Origin of the sequence: Pelobium manganitolerans, assembly GCF_003609575.1 — a bacterium.
Lineage (GTDB): Bacteria > Bacteroidota > Bacteroidia > Sphingobacteriales > Sphingobacteriaceae > Pseudopedobacter > Pseudopedobacter manganitolerans.
In genome coordinates this window covers 356,767-376,799 of sequence record NZ_MBTA01000001.1, presented here as the reverse complement: position 1 = coordinate 376,799, position 20,033 = coordinate 356,767, and the positions used below count along the sequence as shown (strand labels likewise).

The window sequence follows — 20,033 nt, the reverse complement described above, 5'->3', positions numbered from 1 at the left end:
GCCCGATTTTTTTAAATCAAGCCAGCCATGACCGATCAAAAGAAAATTCTGAACAGCCTTAAATTTTACAGCGCCTTTTTAAAAACGGTAAATGAGGAAAACTTTGTGCGGACGCCTGCCAGCGGCGGTTGGTCTTTGGCCGAAGTTTATTCGCACATTTTGAGCGCTAACTCACTTTCTATAGTTGCCATAGCGCGTTGCTTACATAAAACTGCAACGCTAAAACGCCGAAAAGCGGACTGGCGCGTCCGACTGATTTTGTTTTTTGGTCGCTTTCCACCGGTTAAATATAAAGTTCCGGAGGTGCTGGAAGCCAGCGTAAAGAAAATCAGCCTAGAAGAAACCGCTAACGGATTGCAAAAGCTGGTACGCAAAATAGAAGAAATTGACAAAGGTTTTGCGAAATTTAACCCTCATTACAAAGCAAAACACCCCCGTTTAGGTTATTTAGATGCCCGGCAATGGCTCCGTTTTATTTATGTGCACAGCAAACACCACGAAAGACAGCTTAAAAGGATAGCTAAGGAGCTGGGGTAGGTGTCCATACACCGCTATCGCGTAAATAAAAAACCCAACAAGCGAACCTGTTGGGTTTATAACTAAAATTATGACTAACTAAAACACATAGTGTGTAATAAAAAACGTTATTGCAGCTAGTGTAGCAGAAACCGGGATGGTTAAAACCCAGGCCCAGATAAGGCTATAGGTAACGCCCCAGCGTACTGCAGAAACACGTTTGGTTAAGCCCACACCTATAATAGAGCCCGTAATGGTATGCGTAGTTGAAACCGGGATCCCAAAATGCTCGGTAATACCCAAAGTTACGGCACCGGCAGTTTCGGCACTTACGCCTTCAAGTGCGTTTACCTTGGTAATTTTGGTACCCATGGTTTTTACAATTTTCCAGCCGCCGCTCATGGTGCCTAAGGCAATAGCCGCATAACAGGTTAAGGGAATCCACTCAGGCATGGGTGCATCTGGCGAAACCACTTTGTTGGCCAATAAGGCGGCAAAAATAATCCCCATTACTTTTTGCGCATCGTTACCGCCGTGGGTAAAACTTAAGGCTGCAGAAGATACAAGCTGTAATCTTTTAAACCATTTTTCGGCGGTAGCCGGTTTGGCATTGCGTGATATGTTGATGATAATTAGGTTGATGATTACAGCGATAATCATCCCTATAATGGGTGCAAGAACGATGAAAGAAACTATTTTTAGGATTGGCGCAAAGTTTACCGCGTTAAAAGCGGATTCGCCTAAAGAAAGCGCTTTAGCCATACCTGCACCTGCAAAACCGCCAATTAAAGTGTGCGATGAGCTTGACGGAATACCGTAATACCAAGTGAAAAGATTCCAGGTGATGGCCGCCACCAAGCCCGAGAGCACCACTTCTAAAGTGATGTATTGGGAGAATACGGTTTTAGCCACGGTATCGGCAACTTTATGGTCTGTAAAGTAAAAATAGGCTGCAAAATTAAACACTGCCGCCCAAAGCACCGCCTGAAAAGGCGTTAAAACTTTGGTTGATACAATTGTGGCGATAGAATTGGCCGCATCGTGAAAACCGTTGATAAAGTCGAACGCTATTGCAAGCAGGATAACAATAACTAATAGTGAAGTAACCATTTTTTTGTTTTGAAAGTTAGAACTAGGCGTTTTTAACCAAAATGGTCTCTAACACGTTGGCAACATCCTCGCAACGGTCTGTTGCAGTTTCTAACCCGTTCAATACTTCTTTATATTTCAAAATTACTTTGGCATCATCTTCATAGTCGAACAAATCGCCAATGGCTTTGTCAAATACGTAATCTGCTTGGTTTTCGATGCTGTTGATGCGCACGCAAGAGTCTGCAATGATGCGCACATTTTTCAGGTTTTTAAGCTCTTTAATGGCTTTATCTACATCCACACAGCCTTGGCCAACTAAATCGGCCAATTTTCTGATGGCGTCTGTTGACTCATGTACATTGTACAGCAATATGCGGTTAGAGCTTCCGTGGATATAATCTGCAACGTCATCTAAAGCGGTTGCCAAAGTATGGATATCCTCTCTGTCAAATGGGGTGATAAAGGTTTTGCTCAGCTCTAAATAAATCTGGTGCGTAATCTCATCGCCACGGTGTTCTAGCTCCTCAATTTCCCTGTGGATAGGCTCTCTAACTTTTAAATCATCGGTGTTAACCAATTTTTTAATTAACACAGACATGGCTACCAAATTTGCGCTTGCGCTCTCGAAAAGAGGGAAGAATTTTTTGTCTTTCGGAACGAAATAAGAAAAGATATTATTCATTATGAATCTTAATATTTGGCTCAAAAGTACAACCCCAATGTTAAGATAATGTTAATTCTGCCTGCGTTTAATTTAGAGGTTTAAGATGCGGATGTTTTTTAATCGCTATGGCTACAAATTGTAAACGTAGTATCCTTAATTAAAACTGCGGTGTGGCAGTAGCACTTACCGCTGATTTAGAAACGTCAGAAGCCTTCTTATAGTGATCGTCAATTGCCGTCTAGAACAATCGATTACACAAAAAACAAAACCCCGCTCTATAAAAGAACAGGGTTTCATTTTGTATGAGGCCTTGAGCTTTAAAACTTATACCTTAAGCCTCAGACCTTAATAAAATATTACATCATGCCGCCCATGCCGCCGCCCATTGGAGGCATCGCCGGAGCTGCATTTCCGCCTTCTTCAACCTCGTCTGCCAACACACACTCGGTAGTTAACAACATAGAAGCGATAGAAGCCGCGTTTTCTAAAGCAACACGAGAAACTTTAGTAGGGTCAATAACACCCGCGCCAATTAAGTTCTCGTAAGCATCTGTACGGGCATTGTAACCGTAATCTGCTTTGCCCTGTTTTACGTTGTGTACAACAATAGAACCTTCGATACCTGCGTTTGCGCAGATTTGACGTAAAGGCTCTTCAATTGCTCTTTTGATGATGTTGATACCGGTAGTTTCATCTTCATTAGCGCCTTTTAAATCTTCTAAAGAAGCAACCGCTCTAATGAAAGCTACACCGCCACCTGCAACAATACCTTCTTCAACAGCCGCTCTGGTTGCGTGTAAAGCATCGTCAACGCGGTCTTTTTTCTCTTTCATCTCTACCTCGGTAGCAGCACCTACGTAAAGTACAGCCACACCGCCAGAAAGTTTTGCTAAACGCTCTTGCAATTTTTCTTTATCATAGTCAGATGTAGTGGTCTCAATCTGCGCTTTGATTTGGTTTACACGGGCTTTGATATCATCAGAAGAACCTACACCGTTAATAATGGTGGTGTTGTCTTTATCTACGGTGATTTTCTCTGCCTGGCCTAGGTAAGAAAGATCAGCGTTCTCTAATTTGTAGCCTCTTTCTTCAGAAATTACGGTACCGCCAGTTAAAATAGCAATATCTTCTAACATTGCTTTCCTTCTGTCGCCAAAGCCTGGAGCTTTAACAGCGGCCACTTTCAGCGAGCCACGGATTTTGTTAACTACCAAAGTAGCTAAAGCTTCGCCATCTAAATCCTCGGCAATAATCAACAAAGGCTTACCGGTTTGCACTTGTTTCTCCAATACCGGCAACAACTCTTTCATGTTGCTGATTTTTTTGTCGTAAATTAAAATGTAAGGGTTTTCTAATTCCACTTCCATTTTATCTGCGTTGGTTACGAAGTACGGAGAAAGGTAACCTCTGTCAAACTGCATACCTTCAACAGTTTTAACTTCAGTTTCGGTACCTTTTGCCTCTTCAACGGTAATAACGCCGTCTTTTCCAACTTTTGCCATCGCTTCTGCAATTAAAGAACCAATAACGTCATCGTTATTTGCAGAGATAGAAGCTACTTGTTTAATTTTATTGTTGTCTTCGCCAACCGCTTGCGATTGTGATTTTAGGTTTTCTACAACAGTAGAAACAGCTTTATCAATACCGCGTTTTAAATCCATTGGATTAGCACCCGCGGCCACGTTTTTAATGCCCGCGCTTACAATAGCTTGCGCCAATACGGTTGCGGTGGTAGTACCGTCACCGGCGATGTCAGCAGTTTTTGAAGCTACTTCTTTCACCATTTGCGCACCCATGTTTTCTAAGGTGTCTTTTAATTCGATTTCTTTAGCTACGGTAACACCGTCTTTGGTAATTGCCGGAGAACCGAATTTTTTGTCGATAATTACGTTACGGCCTTTTGGACCTAAAGTTACTTTAACCGCGTTAGCCAAAGTATCTACACCGCGTTTTAAAGCATCGCGCGCTTCTACATTATATTTTACTTGTTTTGCCATTTTTTTTGAGATTTTAGACTAGAGATGTGAGATATGAGAATCTGAAAAACCCATAAAACAATCTCTTTTATATTCTTTAATTTAAGTGCGTTACTAGTTACTAACATAAGATTTTAGCCACCATATAAGTGTCTCCAATCTATTGTCTCGTATCTCACTTCTACAACACCGCGTAAATATCAGATTCTTTCATAATCAAATATTCTTTGCCTTCATAGGTGATTTCGGTGCCAGAATATTTGCCGTAAATAACTTGGTCGCCAACTTTAACAGTCATTGGTTCATCTTTTTTACCGTTTCCTACAGCTACAACGGTTCCGCTCTGCGGTTTTTCTTTTGCCGTATCCGGAATGTAAATACCCGAAGCCGTTTTCTCTTCTGCAGGAGCAGCCTCTACCACTACTCTGTCTGCGATAGGTTTAATGTTCAATGCCATAATTTTATGATTTAAAGATTTTGTTTTTCCGAATTGCTTTGCAACACAGAATATGCCAAAGCCAAAAAGTGCCAATTTTTCAATTAAATCTTGAGTTCTTGGCTCTTTTTACTGATGGTAGCGTGTCAGCTTGTCAGCAGTGCATAAAAAAGCCCTTTGCTTCTTCATCGCAAAGGGCTAGTTAAACATGTCCGATTTTGTTTACTTGTACCAGTCGGTAAATTGGGTACCGCCAGATGCTGCCCAAGCGCCAAATTTCGCGTAGGCATCATTTACAGCTTTCCCCTCTGCCGGATAGTTAAAAGGCTCTGTAAATTGCAGCGCCCAAGGCCAATTGTTAGTGCCGATATAATATTTACCTATACCGAGGTTCGATTTATCGTCTGCCGAACCAAAAACAGCCTGATCAGCCAATGCAGTTGGTGTTTTTCCTGGCAAATGTATTTCATGCGATCTTCTGCCATCGCTAATTAAAAACGGATTGTATGGCGCATTGCTTAAAATGCTGGCAGCCTGTGGCGAAGTAAATACTAGTTTTACGCTGATGTTGTTGTTTGCTAAAGCTTTCTGATCATCAAAGGGGATAATCACGGCTTTGCTTTGTCCCGCTTCTGTTCCGTTAGCATTGGTTTGGATATAGTTTTTTGATTTGACTTGGCCGCTGGTTGATGCCACCACAGAAGGAGCAAAAGGCAACTCCACACCAAAACCATTGTGGAAATAAGCCAAAGCGGTGGTTACTTTGTAATCTGCTGTCATCTCTACCACTTGGTTGCTGGCATTGCTTACGTAGCTGTAGCGGTAGTTGATGCCCAAATCGTTCATATCATAATCGCCTTTTAGCGGCCAGTTATCTTCAAAGGCTAAGGTGCCCCAGCTATCTTTTGACGGAAAGTAGTTGTTATAAGCTTTTTTAGGATCGTTCGGATACTCGTCAAAAAGATCCGTCACACCGTCGCCATCAGCATCTTCGGGCCTATCAAGGCTACCATAATCTCCTTTTCTTATCGCATCTTTAGGGAAGGTTTCTGCATACAACAAGGCATCGTTAAAATCATGATCGCACTTATCGTCAACACGCTCTCTGTTTAAATCCTCAATACCTAAAACAAATAAATCATCTTTGGCATAATGCAATAAAACAGTATGCGCTTTAAGGGCGTCATCGCTCTCGGGGTTAAAAGCTTTAGTGCTGTAGTATTTCACGGCATCAGTTTTTACCACTTTAGTATTGGTATCCCATCCGTTGGCTATCAGCATAAAGGCTACGGAGGTGCCGGCTTTAAAATCGCCCAATTTTACACGATCGCCCGATACAAGCGCGCCGCCTAACCCTGCTAACGAAGCATTAGGGAAGGCAAACTTAATTTCAGCTATCTCTGATGCACTGGTTGGCGGATGATCTGTTGGGTAAGTATAAAACGCGATGCTGTTTGTAAAATCGGCACTTTCAGAGATGAAGCTTAAATATACCGCCCCGTCTTTCACCAAATCTAAGGTTTGCTTGGCATTGTCTAACAAATACTCTGGGTGTAAAGTGCGTACATCTATTGTACTTGGCAAAGAAACGTTGATAAAGTTCAACAGATCGGCAGTAACATTACCTCTTTGTGCAGTTAGATATTTTGGTTTACCGTTATCATCATAAGCCCCCAAATAACTGAACTGCGAGCTTAAAGTACGCACTGCTTGTGTAGATTTTCCGCTAACCGCAGATTTATTGCTTGCAGAAACTATGAAATTACCCGCCAAGCCATTGGTGCCGCCAATAGTTAAGCTAAGTTGGTTATTATCAAAATAAGCCAAAACCTCCTCGGGTAAACCTACATAACCCACTTTCACCACAACCTGGTCAATATAACTTGCGATGTTGAGGCTAACATCTATATTTCCTTTTACGTCTGTTAAAGCTTTTAACAATTGGCTGCCCGTGCGCGGGTTGTGCAAAGTAACCGGTACATTGGCCAAAGGTTCGTTTATATTGCTTAAAAGCGATAAGTGGATTTTCACTGTTTTAACAGTAGAAAAGTTGAAGCCGTTTGGAGCAATGCTTTCGGCGGGACTAGGCTCAACGATATTATTTTCATCTTCCTTTTTACAGGCGATAAAAGCACTTAAAAGCAATGCAACTAATAGGTAACGTTTCATGTTCTTTTTCTTTTTGTTTGGGTTGTTCTGTTTTAAATAGCAACCCGTGCGCGTGTACTTATGCTAGAAACATACCATCCAAAAGAAAAATAGGTTAAAAAAACGGAGATGGCCTCAAAAATACCCTCCAACTTTATTTAGCACTTGTTTTTTATGTTCAACTGTTTTTTATACCGTGGGCAAACGAGTTTAACGGCGGGCAATCTTTACGGGGAAACTTGGGGAAATTGAGGAAAATTCGCCCGAAAACTATTCGTTCTCAGCTAACGGCAGCATCAGCAATACGTTGCGTAAATAATTGTCGATGATATCACAATCTACCGTATCATTTACCAAAGAAATAAAACCGTCTGGGCGTACAACAATTGTCCGTTTTTCACTTTGCGCGATGTTTAAGTTTTTAAACAGGCTCTCGTTTTTTTCGGTAAAAGGAAAGTAAAACAGCTTAATGCTAAAGTTGAACTGCAACCACTTGGCCACGTTGAACAAAAAATGAGGGTTCAAGGTTCCAAATATCAAAATGGAAAACTGTTCATAATGGCAACATTCGCTTAAGGTAGCTTCCCGTTTTTCCTGTTCATTATAATAAGGATAATTAGGCAATAATTCTCCGGCCTTAATATCTTCTTGTTGGCTCAGATGCAGGTTAATGGCGCTTTCGGACAAAGTTAATGCTTGCTTTGGGGGCGTAAATAATCGCTTAAAAAAGCTCTTTTTCTCAATAGGAGTAAAAAAATCCACAATTTGTTGGCGCTCTTTTTCAAAAGAATGCACAATATTGGGGCGCAATTTATGGTTTACCACACCAATAAGTCGCCAAGCCAAGGCTAAGATATTGCGGAAGCTGGCTTCATCGCTTTCGCTGATGCTTAAATCTGCTTCTTTAAAAGCGTACGAACTTTGGTGAGGCTGTGCCTTTCCATCGTTCATTAAGGTGTATTTGCCGGCTCCGCCGCCGTAAAAAGAAGTGTTCCATACTACACAGCATAGGTTTTGGGCCAACAAACTTAAACTTTGGGTTAGCACTTCGTTTGCTGTTATAGCTGCCGAAAATTTATAGCCTTGGTTTTTTAAAAGAGCTAAAATATCTGTGCTGAGGCTTAGCTCCTGTGCTGAGGTTTTAAGTTCCAAGCTCTCGTCCACCACCAAAACGTTTAAGCCCCCATTTCCTAAAATAGTGGCAAAAGCCAAACTGAAGGGGTTGGCGCCAACAATTAAAACATCAGACGGGCTGGGTATCCTCATTTACTGCGGTAGATCAAAAATATGCAGGGTTGTTTGTGCAAATCGGGTACCGTTTTTTTCCACTCGGCGATGGTTTTGGTCTGCAAAAATTCATCAGCCGAAGTAAGGTTTGCCGCAATGCACAACTTGGTGTCGTTTTTACAAACGCTTAAAATGTCGTTTAGTAAAGGATTATTTCTGAAAGGTGTTTCTATAAAAAGCTGTGTTTGCCTAAAGTGCTCGGCAAAAGCTTCCAAGTCTTTTATCCGCTTTATACGGCCTTGTTTATCAATGGGTAAATACCCTTGGAAGGCGAAACTTTGGCCGTTAAATCCGGAACCCATCAAAGCTAAAATTAAGGAGCTTGGCCCTACTAAAGGAACAACCCTAATTCCCCGCCGGTGCGCTTCGGCCACAATGTCTGCGCCAGGGTCTGCAATACCTGGGCAACCGGCTTCGCTCATTAGGCCAACATTTTGGCCATTCTCCAACCCTTGGAAATAGGGTTTTAGACTTCCGCCGCGCTGGTGCTTTCCATAATCGTGAATAAGTAATTCGCTTTGTTTGGTTTGCAAACCGGCATTTTTTAAACAACGGCGGGCGGTTTTTTCGTTCTCAACAATGTATTCCTTAATCTCGTTAATGGTTTGTGAAAGAAATGGCGTTAACGATTGCTGTTCGGCGCCTTCGGCCATTACAACGGGAATTAAATAGAGCGTGCCTTTTGTCATTTTGCAAAGTAAGCTATTTGAATTTAAAACGTGGAAAATGATTTAAAGGACAGACAGTAAAGACCGGAAATTTATAAAACCCTTTATCAGCAACTAAACCCGCAGAGAACACAAAGCAACGGCTTTTTTCATATTACCAGAATTTTTTCATTTTCCCTGTCACCTTTTGCTCGTTACGCTCGTCTTTATTATAAATCCGCTGTGGCGGATTTGCGTTCTTCTAAAAGTTGGTCAAGGTGTTTTAATTGTCACTTTTTTATGCCCGAATATCAAACAGTTAAGAAGCAACGTTTAAATATTAATAAACCGAATTTAAAAAAAACAAAGAGATGAAAAACAGCATTAGAAAAATAGCGGCGGCTGTTGGGATTTTGTTCATCCTTATCAGCTTGGGGCTTCAAAAAGCCGAGGCGCGCCCGGGTATTAGCCTGCAAGTATTTTACGATGAGCTTGCGTATTATGGCGACTGGATTAACAACCCAGAATATGGTTATGTGTGGCGCCCCAACGTTGGATCCGATTTTAGGCCTTATTACAGCAATGGCCGTTGGGTGATGACCGAGTACGGAAATACATGGGTATCTGATTATGAGTGGGGATGGGCTCCTTTCCATTACGGACGGTGGTTTTACGATTCTTATGACGGCTGGATTTGGGTTCCGGATACCGAGTGGGGTCCAGCTTGGGTAACTTGGAGAACCGGCGGAGGCTACTACGGATGGGCACCTTTAGGCCCGCGCATCAGCGTAAGCATTAACATTGGCCGGCCTTACTACGTTCCTGATAATTATTGGGTGTTTATCCCGCAAAGGTGTATTTACTATCCGTCGTACCATAAATACTGGCAGCCGCGTCGTAATGTGTACATCATACATAATACAACCATTATCAACAACGTGTACACCAATGACAGGCGCGTAAGATATTACAGTGGGCCAGGCAGAGATGATGTGAGACGTGCCACCCGTAGCGAAGTGCCGGTTTACAGAATTGCAGATAACAGCAGGCCGGGAACAACTCGCGTTTCTCGCGGTGAGGTTAATGTATACCGTCCGTCTGTAGACAGAGGCGGTAATGACGCACCACGAGCCATAGCAAGTAATAATACGGCGCGACCTAGCCGAGCAACCGGCACAGATTTGCGCAGGGATGAAAGTCCGCGGTCTAACACCAGCGCCAGTCGCCCAGATAGCAGAGCCAACAGTTCTGTAAGCGAAAGTCGCAACAGCGAGGAACGCAACAGGCCAGAAATTGATCGTAGCAATACCAACAGCAGACCAGAGCGTACCGCTACCCCAAGGAACGATTATCCTACAAGAACAGAAAGTAGCCGTAGCAATTCACCTGCGCCAAGCAGAAATGAGGGAACGAGCAGCAGACCGCAAAGAACGGAACGCAGCAGCAGCCCTCGTGTACAAAGCGGTCCTAGCCCAAGCCGTAGCGCGGGCACGCCTAGCGGCTCTTCATCTTCTTCTCGATCCTCGTCGTCCTCATCACGCGGTGGAAGCGGCAGGCCAAGCAGATAATAAGATTTTTGTGATTGATTTTAAGAAATCCCGGTTTTAACAGCCGGGATTTTTTTATGGCATAATCCTTTAACTATTTTATTTGGGATGATTTAGAAACATGCTAATGACTAGCATCTTTACTTTAATGCTTACTAACCACCAATAAATTCAAATCTTTATGCGCAAAACCGTAACGTTGCGCCAAGTCTTTGTTGGTCATGGCGCCTTGGTAAATATAAACCGCATTTCTTACGCCGGCTTTTGCCCAAATAAGTTCCATAATACCGCCCATATCGCCAATATCAATTAAAATAGGGGTAAAGATATTGGTTAAGGCATAAGTTGCCGTTCTGCTTACGCGCGATGCGATATTAGGCACGCAATAATGGATGACATCATACTTGCGGAAAACCGGGTTTTTATGGTTGGTAACTTCCGAGGTTTCAAAGCAACCACCTTGGTCGATACTTACGTCGATAATCACCGAGTTAGGTTTCATTTTAGCCACCGTTTCTTCGCTAACCACGCAGGGGCTGCGGCCGTGCTGCGCACGTATGGCGCCGATCACCACATCGCAAGTGGTAATGGCTTTTTCTAGCACCAAAGGCTGGATAACGGAGGTGAAAACCCTGGAACCGATGTTGTTTTGCAAGCGGCGCAAACGGAACAATGAGGAGTCGAACACCTTTACCTCGGCACCTAAAGCAATGGCGGTACGCGCGGCATATTCGCCCACGGTGCCGGCTCCTAAAATCACAATTTCTGTAGGTGGAACGCCCGTTACGCCGCCCAACATTAATCCCTTGCCGCCAAAAACATTGCTTACATATTCTGCCGCAATTAAAACAGAAGTAGCGCCCACAATCTCGCTCATGGCCCTTACCACGCTCAGCACATTGCCTTCATCCCGTAAATATTCAAAAGCTAGCGCCGTAATTTTTTTGTTCATTAAAGCGCTAAGATGTTCTTTTTTTAAGGTGGCGGTTTGTAGGGCAGAAAACAGAATCTGGTTGTGTTTCATCAGTTCTATTTCCTCTAAAGTTGGTGGGGCAATTTTGATGATGATGTCGGCTTCGTAAACTTCTTTTACATCGTACACAATTTTAGCGCCTTGCTCGCTGTATTTAATATCGTCAAAATTAGCGGCGGCGCCAGCATTACTCTCTATTACCACCTGATGGCCGCTGTTCACCAGCAAAGCAACTGAAAGTGGGGTTAAAGCAATGCGGTTTTCTTGGTACGATGTTTCTTTAGGGATACCGATATACAGCTTGTTTTTCTTGGGCTTAACTTGCTCAAGCGCCTCTTGCGGCTGCATCATTGCCTGTTGCGCCACTTCAGAAAAACATCCCATCATCGTTTTTTTCATCCTAATTTTTATTTACACCCTAAATCTTGCTTATGGAATTACATCACCTTTTCAACACTAATGCGCCTTTTATTTTCACCTAGCACTTCAATACTTATTTTCACAAAATTATCTGGCCATAAATCCGGGATTTTCTCGGGCCACTCTATAAAACAGTAATTTCCCGAATAAAAATAATCCTCGTAACCAAAATCCATGGCTTCGGTTTGGTTTTTTAAACGGTAAAAATCAAAATGGAAAATACTGCCATCTTCTAAAGTGTATTCGTTTACGATAGAAAAAGTTGGGCTCGAGGTTTTATCCCTAGTGCCCAGCTTTTCGCATAATGTATTAATTAAGGTGGTTTTACCGGCACCCATCTGCCCGTAAAACATAAATATCTTTTGGTCTTCTGCTATTTGTAATATATCGTCGGCAACGCGCGGCAAATCATCTAGCCCTTCCACATTTAATTCCATTGTTTAAATCTAAAACTTGTTTTTATAGGTAACAAATGGAATAATCATTTCTTCCATAGAAATACCGCCGTGTTGGAAAGTTTCGTTGAAATAATTTACAAACTGGTTATAGTTATTTTGGTAAACAAAGTAGCTGTCTTCTTTTGCAAAAATATAGCTAGAGCTTACGTGGAGGCGTGGCAACATGGCTTCTGCCGGGTTTTTCACCAAAAAAACTTCTTTAGGGTTGTAATCTAAGTTTTTGCCTTGCTTATAGCGCAGGTTAGAGTTGGTATTACGGTCGCCGATAACCTTGCTTGGTTTTTTAACGCGGATGGTGCCATGGTCCGTAGTAATCATTAAACGCACTTTCTTTTGCGCCAAACGCTTTATTAAATCCAACAGTGGCGAATGCTCAAACCACGACAAAGTAATAGAACGATATGCCGCATCATCATTGGCCAGTTCTTTAATCATCTGCATATCTGTACGGGCGTGCGACAGCATATCCACAAAGTTGTAAACTATGGCGTTAAAATCATTTTTCAGCAGGCTGTGGAGGTTATCATTTAATTCTTTTCCTTGATCTTGATTTAAGATTTTATGGTACGAGAATCTGATGTCTTTACGCAAAGACCTTTTCACGTTATCTTCTAAAAATTTGTCTTCATGCAGGTTTTTACCGCCTTCGTCCTCATCATTCTGCCATAACTGCGGAAAACGTTTTTCCATCTCAGAGGGCATCAGACCTGCAAAAATGGCGTTACGCGCGTACTGCGTGGCGGTAGGCAAAATGCTGAAATAAATATCTTCTTCCTCTAACCTAAAATACTCGCTAATGATTGGATTGATGATTTTCCACTGATCGTAACGCAGGTTATCTATCAAAATAAAAAAGGTAGGCGTTTGCTCGCTCAAGCTGGGGAAAACCTTCTTTTTTAGCAATTGATGAGAAAACATCGGCGCTTTGTCCTGGTTTTTTATCCAATCCAGGTAATTCTTCTCCACAAATTTAGAGAACTGCGCATTGGCCTCAGCTTTTTGCAAAGTCAATATTTCGTGCATCCCGGCATCATCCAGTTTCTCTAACTCCAGCTCCCAAAATATCAATTTACGGTAAACCTCAACCCATTCTTGGTAGCTTAAATTATCATTAAGCACCATGCCCAGCTGCCTAAAATCTTGCTGGTAAGCCATAGATGTTTTTTCGCTCACCAGACGTTTATTATCGGTAAGTTTTTTTATGGTGAGCAGTATTTGTTTAGGGTTTACCGGTTTTATCAGGTAATCATCTATCTTAAACCCGATGGCGTCTTCCATCAAATACTCTTCTTCGCTTTTGGTAATCATCACCACCGGAACCTCGGGATTAGCGGTTTTAATCCCCGTTAAGGTCTCTAAACCTGTAAGCCCCGGCATATTTTCGTCTAAAAAAACAATATCAAAATCTTGGCTTTTAAAAACATCCAGCGCATCGCGCCCGTTAGTGGCAGTTTCTATATGGTAACCTTTTTCGTTTAAAAAAAGGATGTGTGGTTTCAGCAAATCAATCTCATCATCCGCCCACAGTATATTTGCTAATTGCATATATTTTAAATCTATTTAAATGATTATTTGGATATTTGTAACGTTTTTTAACCCGGCGATAAAACTAACAATTTTTGTGCCTTAGACCTATCGGCTTGAATAAGAATAAAATAGTTAACGATCCTGTTTATGGTTTCATCAGCATTAAAAGCCCGTTAATTTTTGATTTAATAGAGCATCCTTATTTTCAGCGTCTGCGGTATATTAAACAGTTGGGGATGACGCACTTGGTTTATCCCGGCGCTTTGCATACCCGTTTTCATCATGCGCTTGGCGCGATGCATTTAATGCAGTTGGCCATAGAGCATTTGCAAAGCAAAGGCCACCCAATTACCGAGGCCGAGGCCGAAGCCAGTTGCATTGCTATTTTACTTCACGATATTGGGCACGGTCCTTTTTCGCACGCTTTAGAGCATACCTTGGTCACCGGCGTATCGCACGAGCGTATCAGCAAATTGCTGATGGACAATTTAAACGAGGAATTTAACGGAAAACTGGATTTGGCACTTGCCATATTCAACAACCAATACCAAAAAGCTTTTTTACATCAATTGATATCAGGCCAGCTGGATTTAGACCGTTTGGATTACCTTAACCGCGATAGTTTTTTTAGCGGGGTAACAGAGGGCATGGTAAGCTCGGACCGGATTATCAAATTGCTTAATATCAAAAACGGCAACATCGCGGTAGAAGAAAAAGGCATTTACTCGATAGAGAAGTTTTTGATTGCCCGCCGTTTAATGTATTGGCAGGTGTATTTACACAAAACTGTTATAGCGGCAGAACAGCTATTGGTAAAAATATTGGAGCGCGCTAAAGAATTAGCCTTAAAAGGTGTGGAGCTGTTTGCTACGCCGGCTTTAAGCCATTTTTTATATCAGGATGTATCCGAAGCAAGCTTCCGCCGCAATAAAAAACCCTTGCAACTGTTTTCTCAGCTAGATGACCATGATGTAATGGCCTCTGTAAAAGTATGGCAAAAACATCCTGATTTTATTTTAAAAACCTTATGCAAAAACCTCATCGAACGCAATTTATACAAGGTAGAGATTAGCAGTGGCGCAGTAGATGAGGAGAAATTTAACCGCTTGAAATTAGAGGCTTTGCAAAATTTAAACATCCGCGAAAGCGAGCTAAAATATTTTGTGTTTACCAGCAGCATTAACAATATGGCCTATAAAACAGGCAACGGAAGCATCAATATTTTAATGAAAGACGGTTCTTTGCAGGATATTGCTGTGGCATCAGACAATGCAAATTTAGAGGCTTTATCTACCACGGTTACCAAAAACATCCTTTGCTATACTAAATTTTTATAGAATAAATGCTTATTTAAATAACAATTTGTTCGTTTAATATTAACAGTTAATTTTGGAGCATGCAATTTACCGCAAATGAGATTTGCTTATTACTGAACGGAACCTTAGAAGGCAATGCAGATGTAAAGGTTTTTCAGTTGGCAAAAATAGAGGAAGCAACGGAGGGGGCGCTGTCTTTTCTTGCAAACCCAAAGTACGAACCGTTCCTCTACACTACCGATGCTTCTGTGGTAATTGTGAACAATGATTTGGTATTAGAAAAACCTGTTAAACCAACCTTAATCCGCGTAGATAACGCTTACAGCAGCTTTTCTGTTTTACTGGAAAAATACAACAGCTTAAAACTGCACAAAAGCGGTATAGAGCAGCCCAGCTTTATTGACCCCAGCGCTAAAATTGGCAAAAATGTGTACATAGGCGCTTTCGCCTACATTGGTGCCAATGCCGTAATTGGCGATAACACCAAAATATACCCGCAATGTTATATAGGCGATGCCGTGCAGATAGGTGCTGAAACCACCTTGTACTCGGGCAGCAAAATTTACCATGACTGCGTAATTGGCGACCGTGTAATTATACATGGCAGTGCCGTTATCGGGAGCGACGGTTTCGGTTTTGCGCCACAAGCAGACGGCTCTTATCACAAGATAAGCCAAATAGGCAATGTGATTATTGAAGATGATGTTGAAGTTGGCGCAAACACCTGTATAGACCGGGCTACCATGGGCTCAACCATTATCCGCAAAGGAGTAAAACTGGATAATTTGATCCAGATTGCACACAACGCCGAAATCGGTAAAAACACGGTTATCGCATCGCAAACCGGCGTTTCTGGCAGCTCTAAAATCGGCGAAAGCTGTATAATTGGTGGTCAGGTAGGTATTGTAGGGCATATTGTGGTGGCTAAAGGCACACAGGTGCAAGCAAAATCGGGTATTAACAAATCCATTGAAGAAGAAGGCAAAAAATTTGGGGGCGCACCAGCAACCAATTATCAAAACTACATGCGCTCGCAGGTAGTGATACAAAGATTACCCGATATTGAACGCAAAATTCAGGAGTTGCAAAAGGCTTTAGATGAACTAAGGGCTAACAACGCTTAAATTATTCCAGCACATGAATCTTAGGCAAAGAACAATTAAATCAGAAATTAGTGTTTCGGGCGTAGGCTTACACACCGGCGCAAACGTAACTTTAACTTTTAAACCTGCGCCAGAGCACCACGGCTATAAATTTAAACGCGTGGATTTGCCCGGCCAGCCTGTAATTGATGCAGATGTAGATAACGTTTCTGATACTTCTAGAAGTACCACTTTAACGGCAAACGGAGCCAGCGTAAGCACAACAGAACATGTTTTGGCGGCTTTGGTAGGATGCGAAGTGGACAATGTGATGATTGAGTTAGACGGTGTAGAAGTACCTATTTTAGACGGCAGTGCAATAGAGTTTGTGAATGCCTTAGAGAAAGCTGGGTTTAAAGAACAAGATGCCGAAAGAGAGTATTATCACATTCCGCATAATATCCATTACTCTGAGGACGACCGTAAGGTAGAAATGGTAGTAATGCCTTTAGACGATTACCGCTTTACCTGCATGGTGGATTATAACTCGCCGGTTTTAGGCAGCCAGCATTCTACCATTACCTCAATCAGCGATTTTAAAGACGAGATTGCCTCATGCCGCACTTTTGTGTTTTTGCACGAGCTGGAGATGCTCTTAAAGCACAACCTAATTAAAGGCGGCGACATTAATAACGCCATCGTTATTGTAGACCATGAAATCAGCGATGCCGAACTGGCAGAGCTGGCAAAAGCTTTCAATCGTAATGATATCAAAGTAGCGCGCGAAGGTATCTTAAACAATATTGAGCTGCGTTACCAAAACGAGCCTGCGCGCCACAAATTGCTTGACATTATTGGCGATTTGGCGCTCATTGGTACGCCCATCAAAGGCCATGTAATGGCCGCTAGGCCTGGCCATGCCGCAAACGTTGCCTTTGCTAAAAAAATTAAAGCGGCCATAAAAAAAGACCGCAAAAAGAAGGTACAGCATTTATACGATGCCGGCGCCAAACCTTTATATGATATTGTGGATATCATGAATATTTTGCCGCACAGGCAGCCCTTTTTATTCATCGACAAAATTCTGGAACTAACAAAAACTTATGTGGTGGGCGTAAAAAACGTGACCATGAACGAGGAGTTTTTCAAAGGGCATTTCCCGGGTGCGCCGGTATTGCCTGGAGTAATACAAATTGAGGCTATGGCACAAACAGGCGGTATTTTAGTTTTAAGCACCGTTCCGGATCCGCAAAATTATTTAACTTATTTCCTTAAAATTGACAACGTAAGGTTTAGGGCACAGGTGTTACCTGGCGATACCATCGTTTTCCGTTGTGATTTGATGGAACCTATCCGCCGCGGTATTGCGCAAATGAAGGGCGTAGGCATGGTTGGAGAAAAAATAGTTGTAGAAGCCGAAATGATGGCGCAGATTACCAGACATAAAGAAAGCGAAAATTAAATGATACAACCCTTAGCCTACATTCACCCGCAAGCAAAAATTGCCAATAGCGTAGTGATAGATCCTTTTGCCGTTATCCACAAAGACGTGGAAATTGGCGAAGGCACATGGATTGGTTCTAACGTAACCATTATGGACGGTGCGCGCATTGGTAAAAACTGCCGCATTTTCCCTGGAGCCGTTATTTCCGCTATTCCGCAAGATTTAAAATATGCCGGCGAGCAAACCACCGCAGTAATTGGCGACAATACCACCATCAGAGAATACGTAACCATTAACCGCGGCACCAACGATAAGTGGGAAACCCGTGTAGGCAACAACTGTTTGTTAATGGCTTATTGCCACGTTGCGCACGATTGCGAAGTTGGCGATAACTGCATTTTCTCTAACAACACCACTTTGGCCGGGCACATCACCATTGGCGACAATGTGGTTTTGGCCGGAATGGTAGCCATCCATCAGTTTTGTAAGGTGGGTTCGCACGCTTTTGTAACAGGCGGTTCTTTGGTACGTAAAGACATTCCTCCTTACGTAAAGGTAGCTCGCGAGCCTCTGTCTTATACGGGCATCAACTCGGTGGGCTTGCGCAGAAGAGGTTTTTCTTCCGAGAAAATTAACGAGATACAAGAAATATACCGTGTGCTTTTTGTTAAAAATAACAATGTGACTAAAGCATTGGACATTATCGAGGCCGATTTTAAGCCTACGGAAGAGCGGGACGAAATCATCAATTTCATCCGAAACTCTAACCGCGGGGTAATGAAAAGCTTCGGCACATCATAACATAAAAATAGCAGCGTCATCCGCAAACCAAATGGAAATCACTTTGTCCAATATCGGCCGGCGCTTTAACCGCGAGTGGATTTTCCGGAATATCGATTATACATTTAAAGCTGGCGAACCTTACGCAATTTTAGGGATAAACGGTTCGGGAAAATCTACTTTGTTACAAATTATCTCCGGCGCCCTGGGCCAATCTGAAGGCAAAATTGCTTATACGCATCTTCAAAAAGAAATAGCGGTGGAAGCTATTTTTGCACACCTTGCCATAGCGGCGCCTTATTTAGAGTTGATTGAAGATTTTACGCTTTCCGAAGTGCTAGATTTTCACTTTCGATTTAAAAAACGCTTAAACAACATCTCAAATCCTGATTTATTGGCCTTGTTAAATATGCAAAGCAACGCCAATAAACAATTAAAATACTTTTCATCGGGCATGAAACAGCGCGTAAAACTGGCGCTGGCTTTTTGTTCGGATACGGCGATGTTGCTTTTGGACGAACCAACCTCAAACCTTGACCAGCAAGGGGTTGATTGGTATTTGGATTTAGTAAACACCTTCACAAAAGACCGTTTAGTGCTGGTGTGTTCTAACCAAAGCCACGAATACGAATTTTGCCCAAACAGGCTTCATATTGCTAACTACAAATAGCGTTTCCGCACACATTGCCATATATAACAATGTGGTTACAAGCGGCCGTTTCTTCTCTGCTATTAAAAATTAAGTATACTTTTGTAGAACAAACCGGGAAGCTACGCGCTTCGGGTTTTTAAAAACAGAAAACAATAGTTTTTTTCATATAGGTTTAGGTTGATAAAACGGTCTCTTCTTCCCAGTCGAGGCCGTTTTTATTTTAGGCTGTTTTTCAAACTTTTATATCTTTACGTCCTACTTATTTCAATTTGGAAAAACAACAACTCCGGGAAAAAGTCCTTTTGCAACGCCAGCAACTCTCAAAAAGTGATTTTTGGCGATTGAACGATGAGCTATTGACGAAACTGCAACAGTTCAATTGGTCGCGGGTAAAAGTGCTGCACCTTTTTTTACCAATAGTTGAGCGAAAAGAGGTAGACACTTTTGAGTTTATCAACTACTTTAAAACAGAGCAGGCCCATATGAAGCTGGCAGTACCACGCTGCCACTACAAAACACGCCAAATGGATGCTGTTTTATTTGATCCGGAAACTACGGTGCTGGCAAAAAACAAACATCAAATTCCGGAACCTTTATATGGTGAACTGCTAGAACCTCAGCAAATTGACGCGGTAATTATCCCTTTACTCACCTTTGATTTACTAGGTCACCGGGTTGGTTACGGTGGCGGCTTTTACGACCGTTTTTTGGAACGTTGCCGGCCCGACGTTTTAAAAATAGGCGTTTCTCTTTTTGAACCGATTGAAAAGATATTTAACACCCATGAGCAAGACGTTCTGCTAAGCCATTGTATAACCCCAACGCACACCTATTTTTTTGGCAACTTGAATTGAGAAAAGGTTGGTTGTAGAACATTTAGGAAGCAGACCCTCTCGAAAGCAGGCCTTTTCATCACTTCCGGCAGATAGCTCCAGTTTTATTTATAAAAGCGATAGTCTAAAAAAACTTGCGAAGTTTTAAAAACTTCGCAAGTTTGATCAAGGTTAAAGCCCTAGATAAAAAAACCCTTGAATTTTTACAATCCAAGGGCTTCACATTAAAGATATC

At 42.2% G+C, this 20,033-nt stretch carries 18 protein-coding genes; 8 read left to right on the top strand and 10 right to left on the bottom strand.

Going from position 1 to position 20,033, the window contains the following annotated elements:
- The first annotated feature begins 27 nt into the window (after positions 1-27).
- A complete protein-coding gene (locus tag BCY91_RS01665; RefSeq protein WP_120180266.1) occupies positions 28-537 on the top strand; it encodes a DinB family protein in 510 nt (169 codons plus the stop codon).
- A gap of 78 nt (positions 538-615) precedes the next feature.
- On the opposite strand, the gene BCY91_RS01660 is transcribed toward BCY91_RS01665, so the two are convergent.
- The 7 genes from BCY91_RS01660 to BCY91_RS01630 all read right to left on the bottom strand — a co-directional run bounded on the left by BCY91_RS01660 (position 616) and on the right by BCY91_RS01630 (position 8,808).
- Entirely contained in the window at positions 616-1,626 is a 1,011-nt protein-coding gene (locus tag BCY91_RS01660; RefSeq protein WP_120180265.1) for an inorganic phosphate transporter, read from the bottom strand.
- A gap of 22 nt (positions 1,627-1,648) precedes the next feature.
- Positions 1,649-2,290, bottom strand: a complete 642-nt coding sequence (locus BCY91_RS01655; protein WP_120180264.1) for a DUF47 domain-containing protein — start codon at positions 2,288-2,290, stop codon at positions 1,649-1,651.
- 338 nt (positions 2,291-2,628) lie between these two features.
- Positions 2,629-4,269, bottom strand: a complete 1,641-nt coding sequence (groL, locus tag BCY91_RS01650) for a chaperonin GroEL (RefSeq protein ID WP_120180263.1) — start codon at positions 4,267-4,269, stop codon at positions 2,629-2,631.
- Between the two features lie 160 nt (positions 4,270-4,429).
- Positions 4,430-4,705 carry a co-chaperone GroES gene (locus BCY91_RS01645; RefSeq protein WP_120180393.1) on the bottom strand — a complete coding sequence of 92 codons (276 nt, stop codon included), beginning with the start codon at positions 4,703-4,705 and terminating at the stop codon, positions 4,430-4,432.
- Between the two features lie 201 nt (positions 4,706-4,906).
- Entirely contained in the window at positions 4,907-6,853 is a 1,947-nt protein-coding gene (locus BCY91_RS01640) for an LruC domain-containing protein (RefSeq protein WP_120180262.1), read from the bottom strand.
- 249 nt (positions 6,854-7,102) lie between these two features.
- Positions 7,103-8,098, bottom strand: coding sequence for a hypothetical protein (locus BCY91_RS01635; RefSeq protein WP_120180261.1), 996 nt, complete (start codon positions 8,096-8,098; stop codon positions 7,103-7,105).
- Positions 8,095-8,808, bottom strand: coding sequence for an SAM-dependent methyltransferase (locus BCY91_RS01630; RefSeq protein WP_120180260.1), 714 nt, complete (start codon positions 8,806-8,808; stop codon positions 8,095-8,097). Before BCY91_RS01630 ends, BCY91_RS01635 begins: the two co-directional genes overlap by 4 nt.
- 329 nt (positions 8,809-9,137) lie before the next feature.
- On the opposite strand from BCY91_RS01630, the gene BCY91_RS01625 reads away from it, so the two are divergent.
- Positions 9,138-10,334: a DUF6600 domain-containing protein gene (locus BCY91_RS01625; protein ID WP_120180259.1), complete on the top strand. Its 1,197-nt coding sequence runs from the start codon at positions 9,138-9,140 to the stop codon at positions 10,332-10,334.
- A gap of 124 nt (positions 10,335-10,458) precedes the next feature.
- Here BCY91_RS01625 and BCY91_RS01620 read toward each other — a convergent pair whose 3' ends face one another.
- The 3 genes from BCY91_RS01620 to porX are packed head-to-tail and all read right to left on the bottom strand — an operon-like array spanning position 10,459 to position 13,709.
- The gene (locus tag BCY91_RS01620) at positions 10,459-11,685 is read right to left on the bottom strand and encodes an alanine dehydrogenase (protein ID WP_245988972.1); all 1,227 of its coding nucleotides are present in this window, start codon (positions 11,683-11,685) and stop codon (positions 10,459-10,461) included.
- Positions 11,686-11,723: 38 nt separating this feature from the next.
- Positions 11,724-12,143: a tRNA (adenosine(37)-N6)-threonylcarbamoyltransferase complex ATPase subunit type 1 TsaE gene (gene tsaE / locus BCY91_RS01615; protein WP_120180258.1), complete on the bottom strand. Its 420-nt coding sequence runs from the start codon at positions 12,141-12,143 to the stop codon at positions 11,724-11,726.
- A gap of 9 nt (positions 12,144-12,152) precedes the next feature.
- Positions 12,153-13,709 carry a T9SS response regulator signal transducer PorX gene (gene porX, locus BCY91_RS01610; RefSeq protein WP_120180257.1) on the bottom strand — a complete coding sequence of 519 codons (1,557 nt, stop codon included), beginning with the start codon at positions 13,707-13,709 and terminating at the stop codon, positions 12,153-12,155.
- Between the two features lie 95 nt (positions 13,710-13,804).
- Between porX and BCY91_RS01605 the strand changes: the two genes are divergently transcribed.
- From BCY91_RS01605 to BCY91_RS01580, 6 genes are all read left to right on the top strand, one after another.
- A complete protein-coding gene (locus tag BCY91_RS01605; protein ID WP_120180256.1) occupies positions 13,805-15,028 on the top strand; it encodes an HD domain-containing protein in 1,224 nt (407 codons plus the stop codon).
- Positions 15,029-15,087: 59 nt separating this feature from the next.
- Entirely contained in the window at positions 15,088-16,131 is a 1,044-nt protein-coding gene (lpxD, locus tag BCY91_RS01600) for a UDP-3-O-(3-hydroxymyristoyl)glucosamine N-acyltransferase (protein ID WP_120180255.1), read from the top strand.
- A gap of 13 nt (positions 16,132-16,144) precedes the next feature.
- Positions 16,145-17,551, top strand: a complete 1,407-nt coding sequence (locus tag BCY91_RS01595) for a bifunctional UDP-3-O-[3-hydroxymyristoyl] N-acetylglucosamine deacetylase/3-hydroxyacyl-ACP dehydratase (RefSeq protein WP_120180254.1) — start codon at positions 16,145-16,147, stop codon at positions 17,549-17,551.
- Positions 17,552-18,334 (top strand): acyl-ACP--UDP-N-acetylglucosamine O-acyltransferase, encoded by a 783-nt coding sequence (lpxA, locus tag BCY91_RS01590; protein ID WP_120180253.1) that lies wholly within the window; start codon positions 17,552-17,554, stop codon positions 18,332-18,334.
- Between the two features lie 31 nt (positions 18,335-18,365).
- Positions 18,366-18,983 carry an ABC transporter ATP-binding protein gene (locus BCY91_RS01585; RefSeq protein WP_120180252.1) on the top strand — a complete coding sequence of 206 codons (618 nt, stop codon included), beginning with the start codon at positions 18,366-18,368 and terminating at the stop codon, positions 18,981-18,983.
- Between the two features lie 251 nt (positions 18,984-19,234).
- Positions 19,235-19,819, top strand: coding sequence for a 5-formyltetrahydrofolate cyclo-ligase (locus tag BCY91_RS01580; RefSeq protein ID WP_120180251.1), 585 nt, complete (start codon positions 19,235-19,237; stop codon positions 19,817-19,819).
- The last annotated feature ends 214 nt before the right edge of the window (positions 19,820-20,033 follow it).

Bases quoted from the DNA above. Each gene is read 5' to 3' on its own strand.
- BCY91_RS01665 (WP_120180266.1), top strand. From the start codon at position 28: ATGACCGATCAAAAGAAAATTCTGAACAGCCTTAAATTTTACAGCGCC.
- BCY91_RS01660 (WP_120180265.1), bottom strand. From the start codon at position 1,626: ATGGTTACTTCACTATTAGTTATTGTTATCCTGCTTGCAATAGCGTTC.
- BCY91_RS01655 (WP_120180264.1), bottom strand. From the start codon at position 2,290: ATGAATAATATCTTTTCTTATTTCGTTCCGAAAGACAAAAAATTCTTC.
- groL (WP_120180263.1), bottom strand. From the start codon at position 4,269: ATGGCAAAACAAGTAAAATATAATGTAGAAGCGCGCGATGCTTTAAAA.
- BCY91_RS01645 (WP_120180393.1), bottom strand. From the start codon at position 4,705: ATGGCATTGAACATTAAACCTATCGCAGACAGAGTAGTGGTAGAGGCT.
- BCY91_RS01640 (WP_120180262.1), bottom strand. From the start codon at position 6,853: ATGAAACGTTACCTATTAGTTGCATTGCTTTTAAGTGCTTTTATCGCC.
- BCY91_RS01635 (WP_120180261.1), bottom strand. From the start codon at position 8,098: ATGAGGATACCCAGCCCGTCTGATGTTTTAATTGTTGGCGCCAACCCC.
- BCY91_RS01630 (WP_120180260.1), bottom strand. From the start codon at position 8,808: ATGACAAAAGGCACGCTCTATTTAATTCCCGTTGTAATGGCCGAAGGC.
- BCY91_RS01625 (WP_120180259.1), top strand. From the start codon at position 9,138: ATGAAAAACAGCATTAGAAAAATAGCGGCGGCTGTTGGGATTTTGTTC.
- BCY91_RS01620 (WP_245988972.1), bottom strand. From the start codon at position 11,685: ATGAAAAAAACGATGATGGGATGTTTTTCTGAAGTGGCGCAACAGGCA.
- tsaE (WP_120180258.1), bottom strand. From the start codon at position 12,143: ATGGAATTAAATGTGGAAGGGCTAGATGATTTGCCGCGCGTTGCCGAC.
- porX (WP_120180257.1), bottom strand. From the start codon at position 13,709: ATGCAATTAGCAAATATACTGTGGGCGGATGATGAGATTGATTTGCTG.
- lpxD (WP_120180255.1), top strand. From the start codon at position 15,088: ATGCAATTTACCGCAAATGAGATTTGCTTATTACTGAACGGAACCTTA.
- BCY91_RS01595 (WP_120180254.1), top strand. From the start codon at position 16,145: ATGAATCTTAGGCAAAGAACAATTAAATCAGAAATTAGTGTTTCGGGC.
- lpxA (WP_120180253.1), top strand. From the start codon at position 17,552: ATGATACAACCCTTAGCCTACATTCACCCGCAAGCAAAAATTGCCAAT.
- BCY91_RS01585 (WP_120180252.1), top strand. From the start codon at position 18,366: ATGGAAATCACTTTGTCCAATATCGGCCGGCGCTTTAACCGCGAGTGG.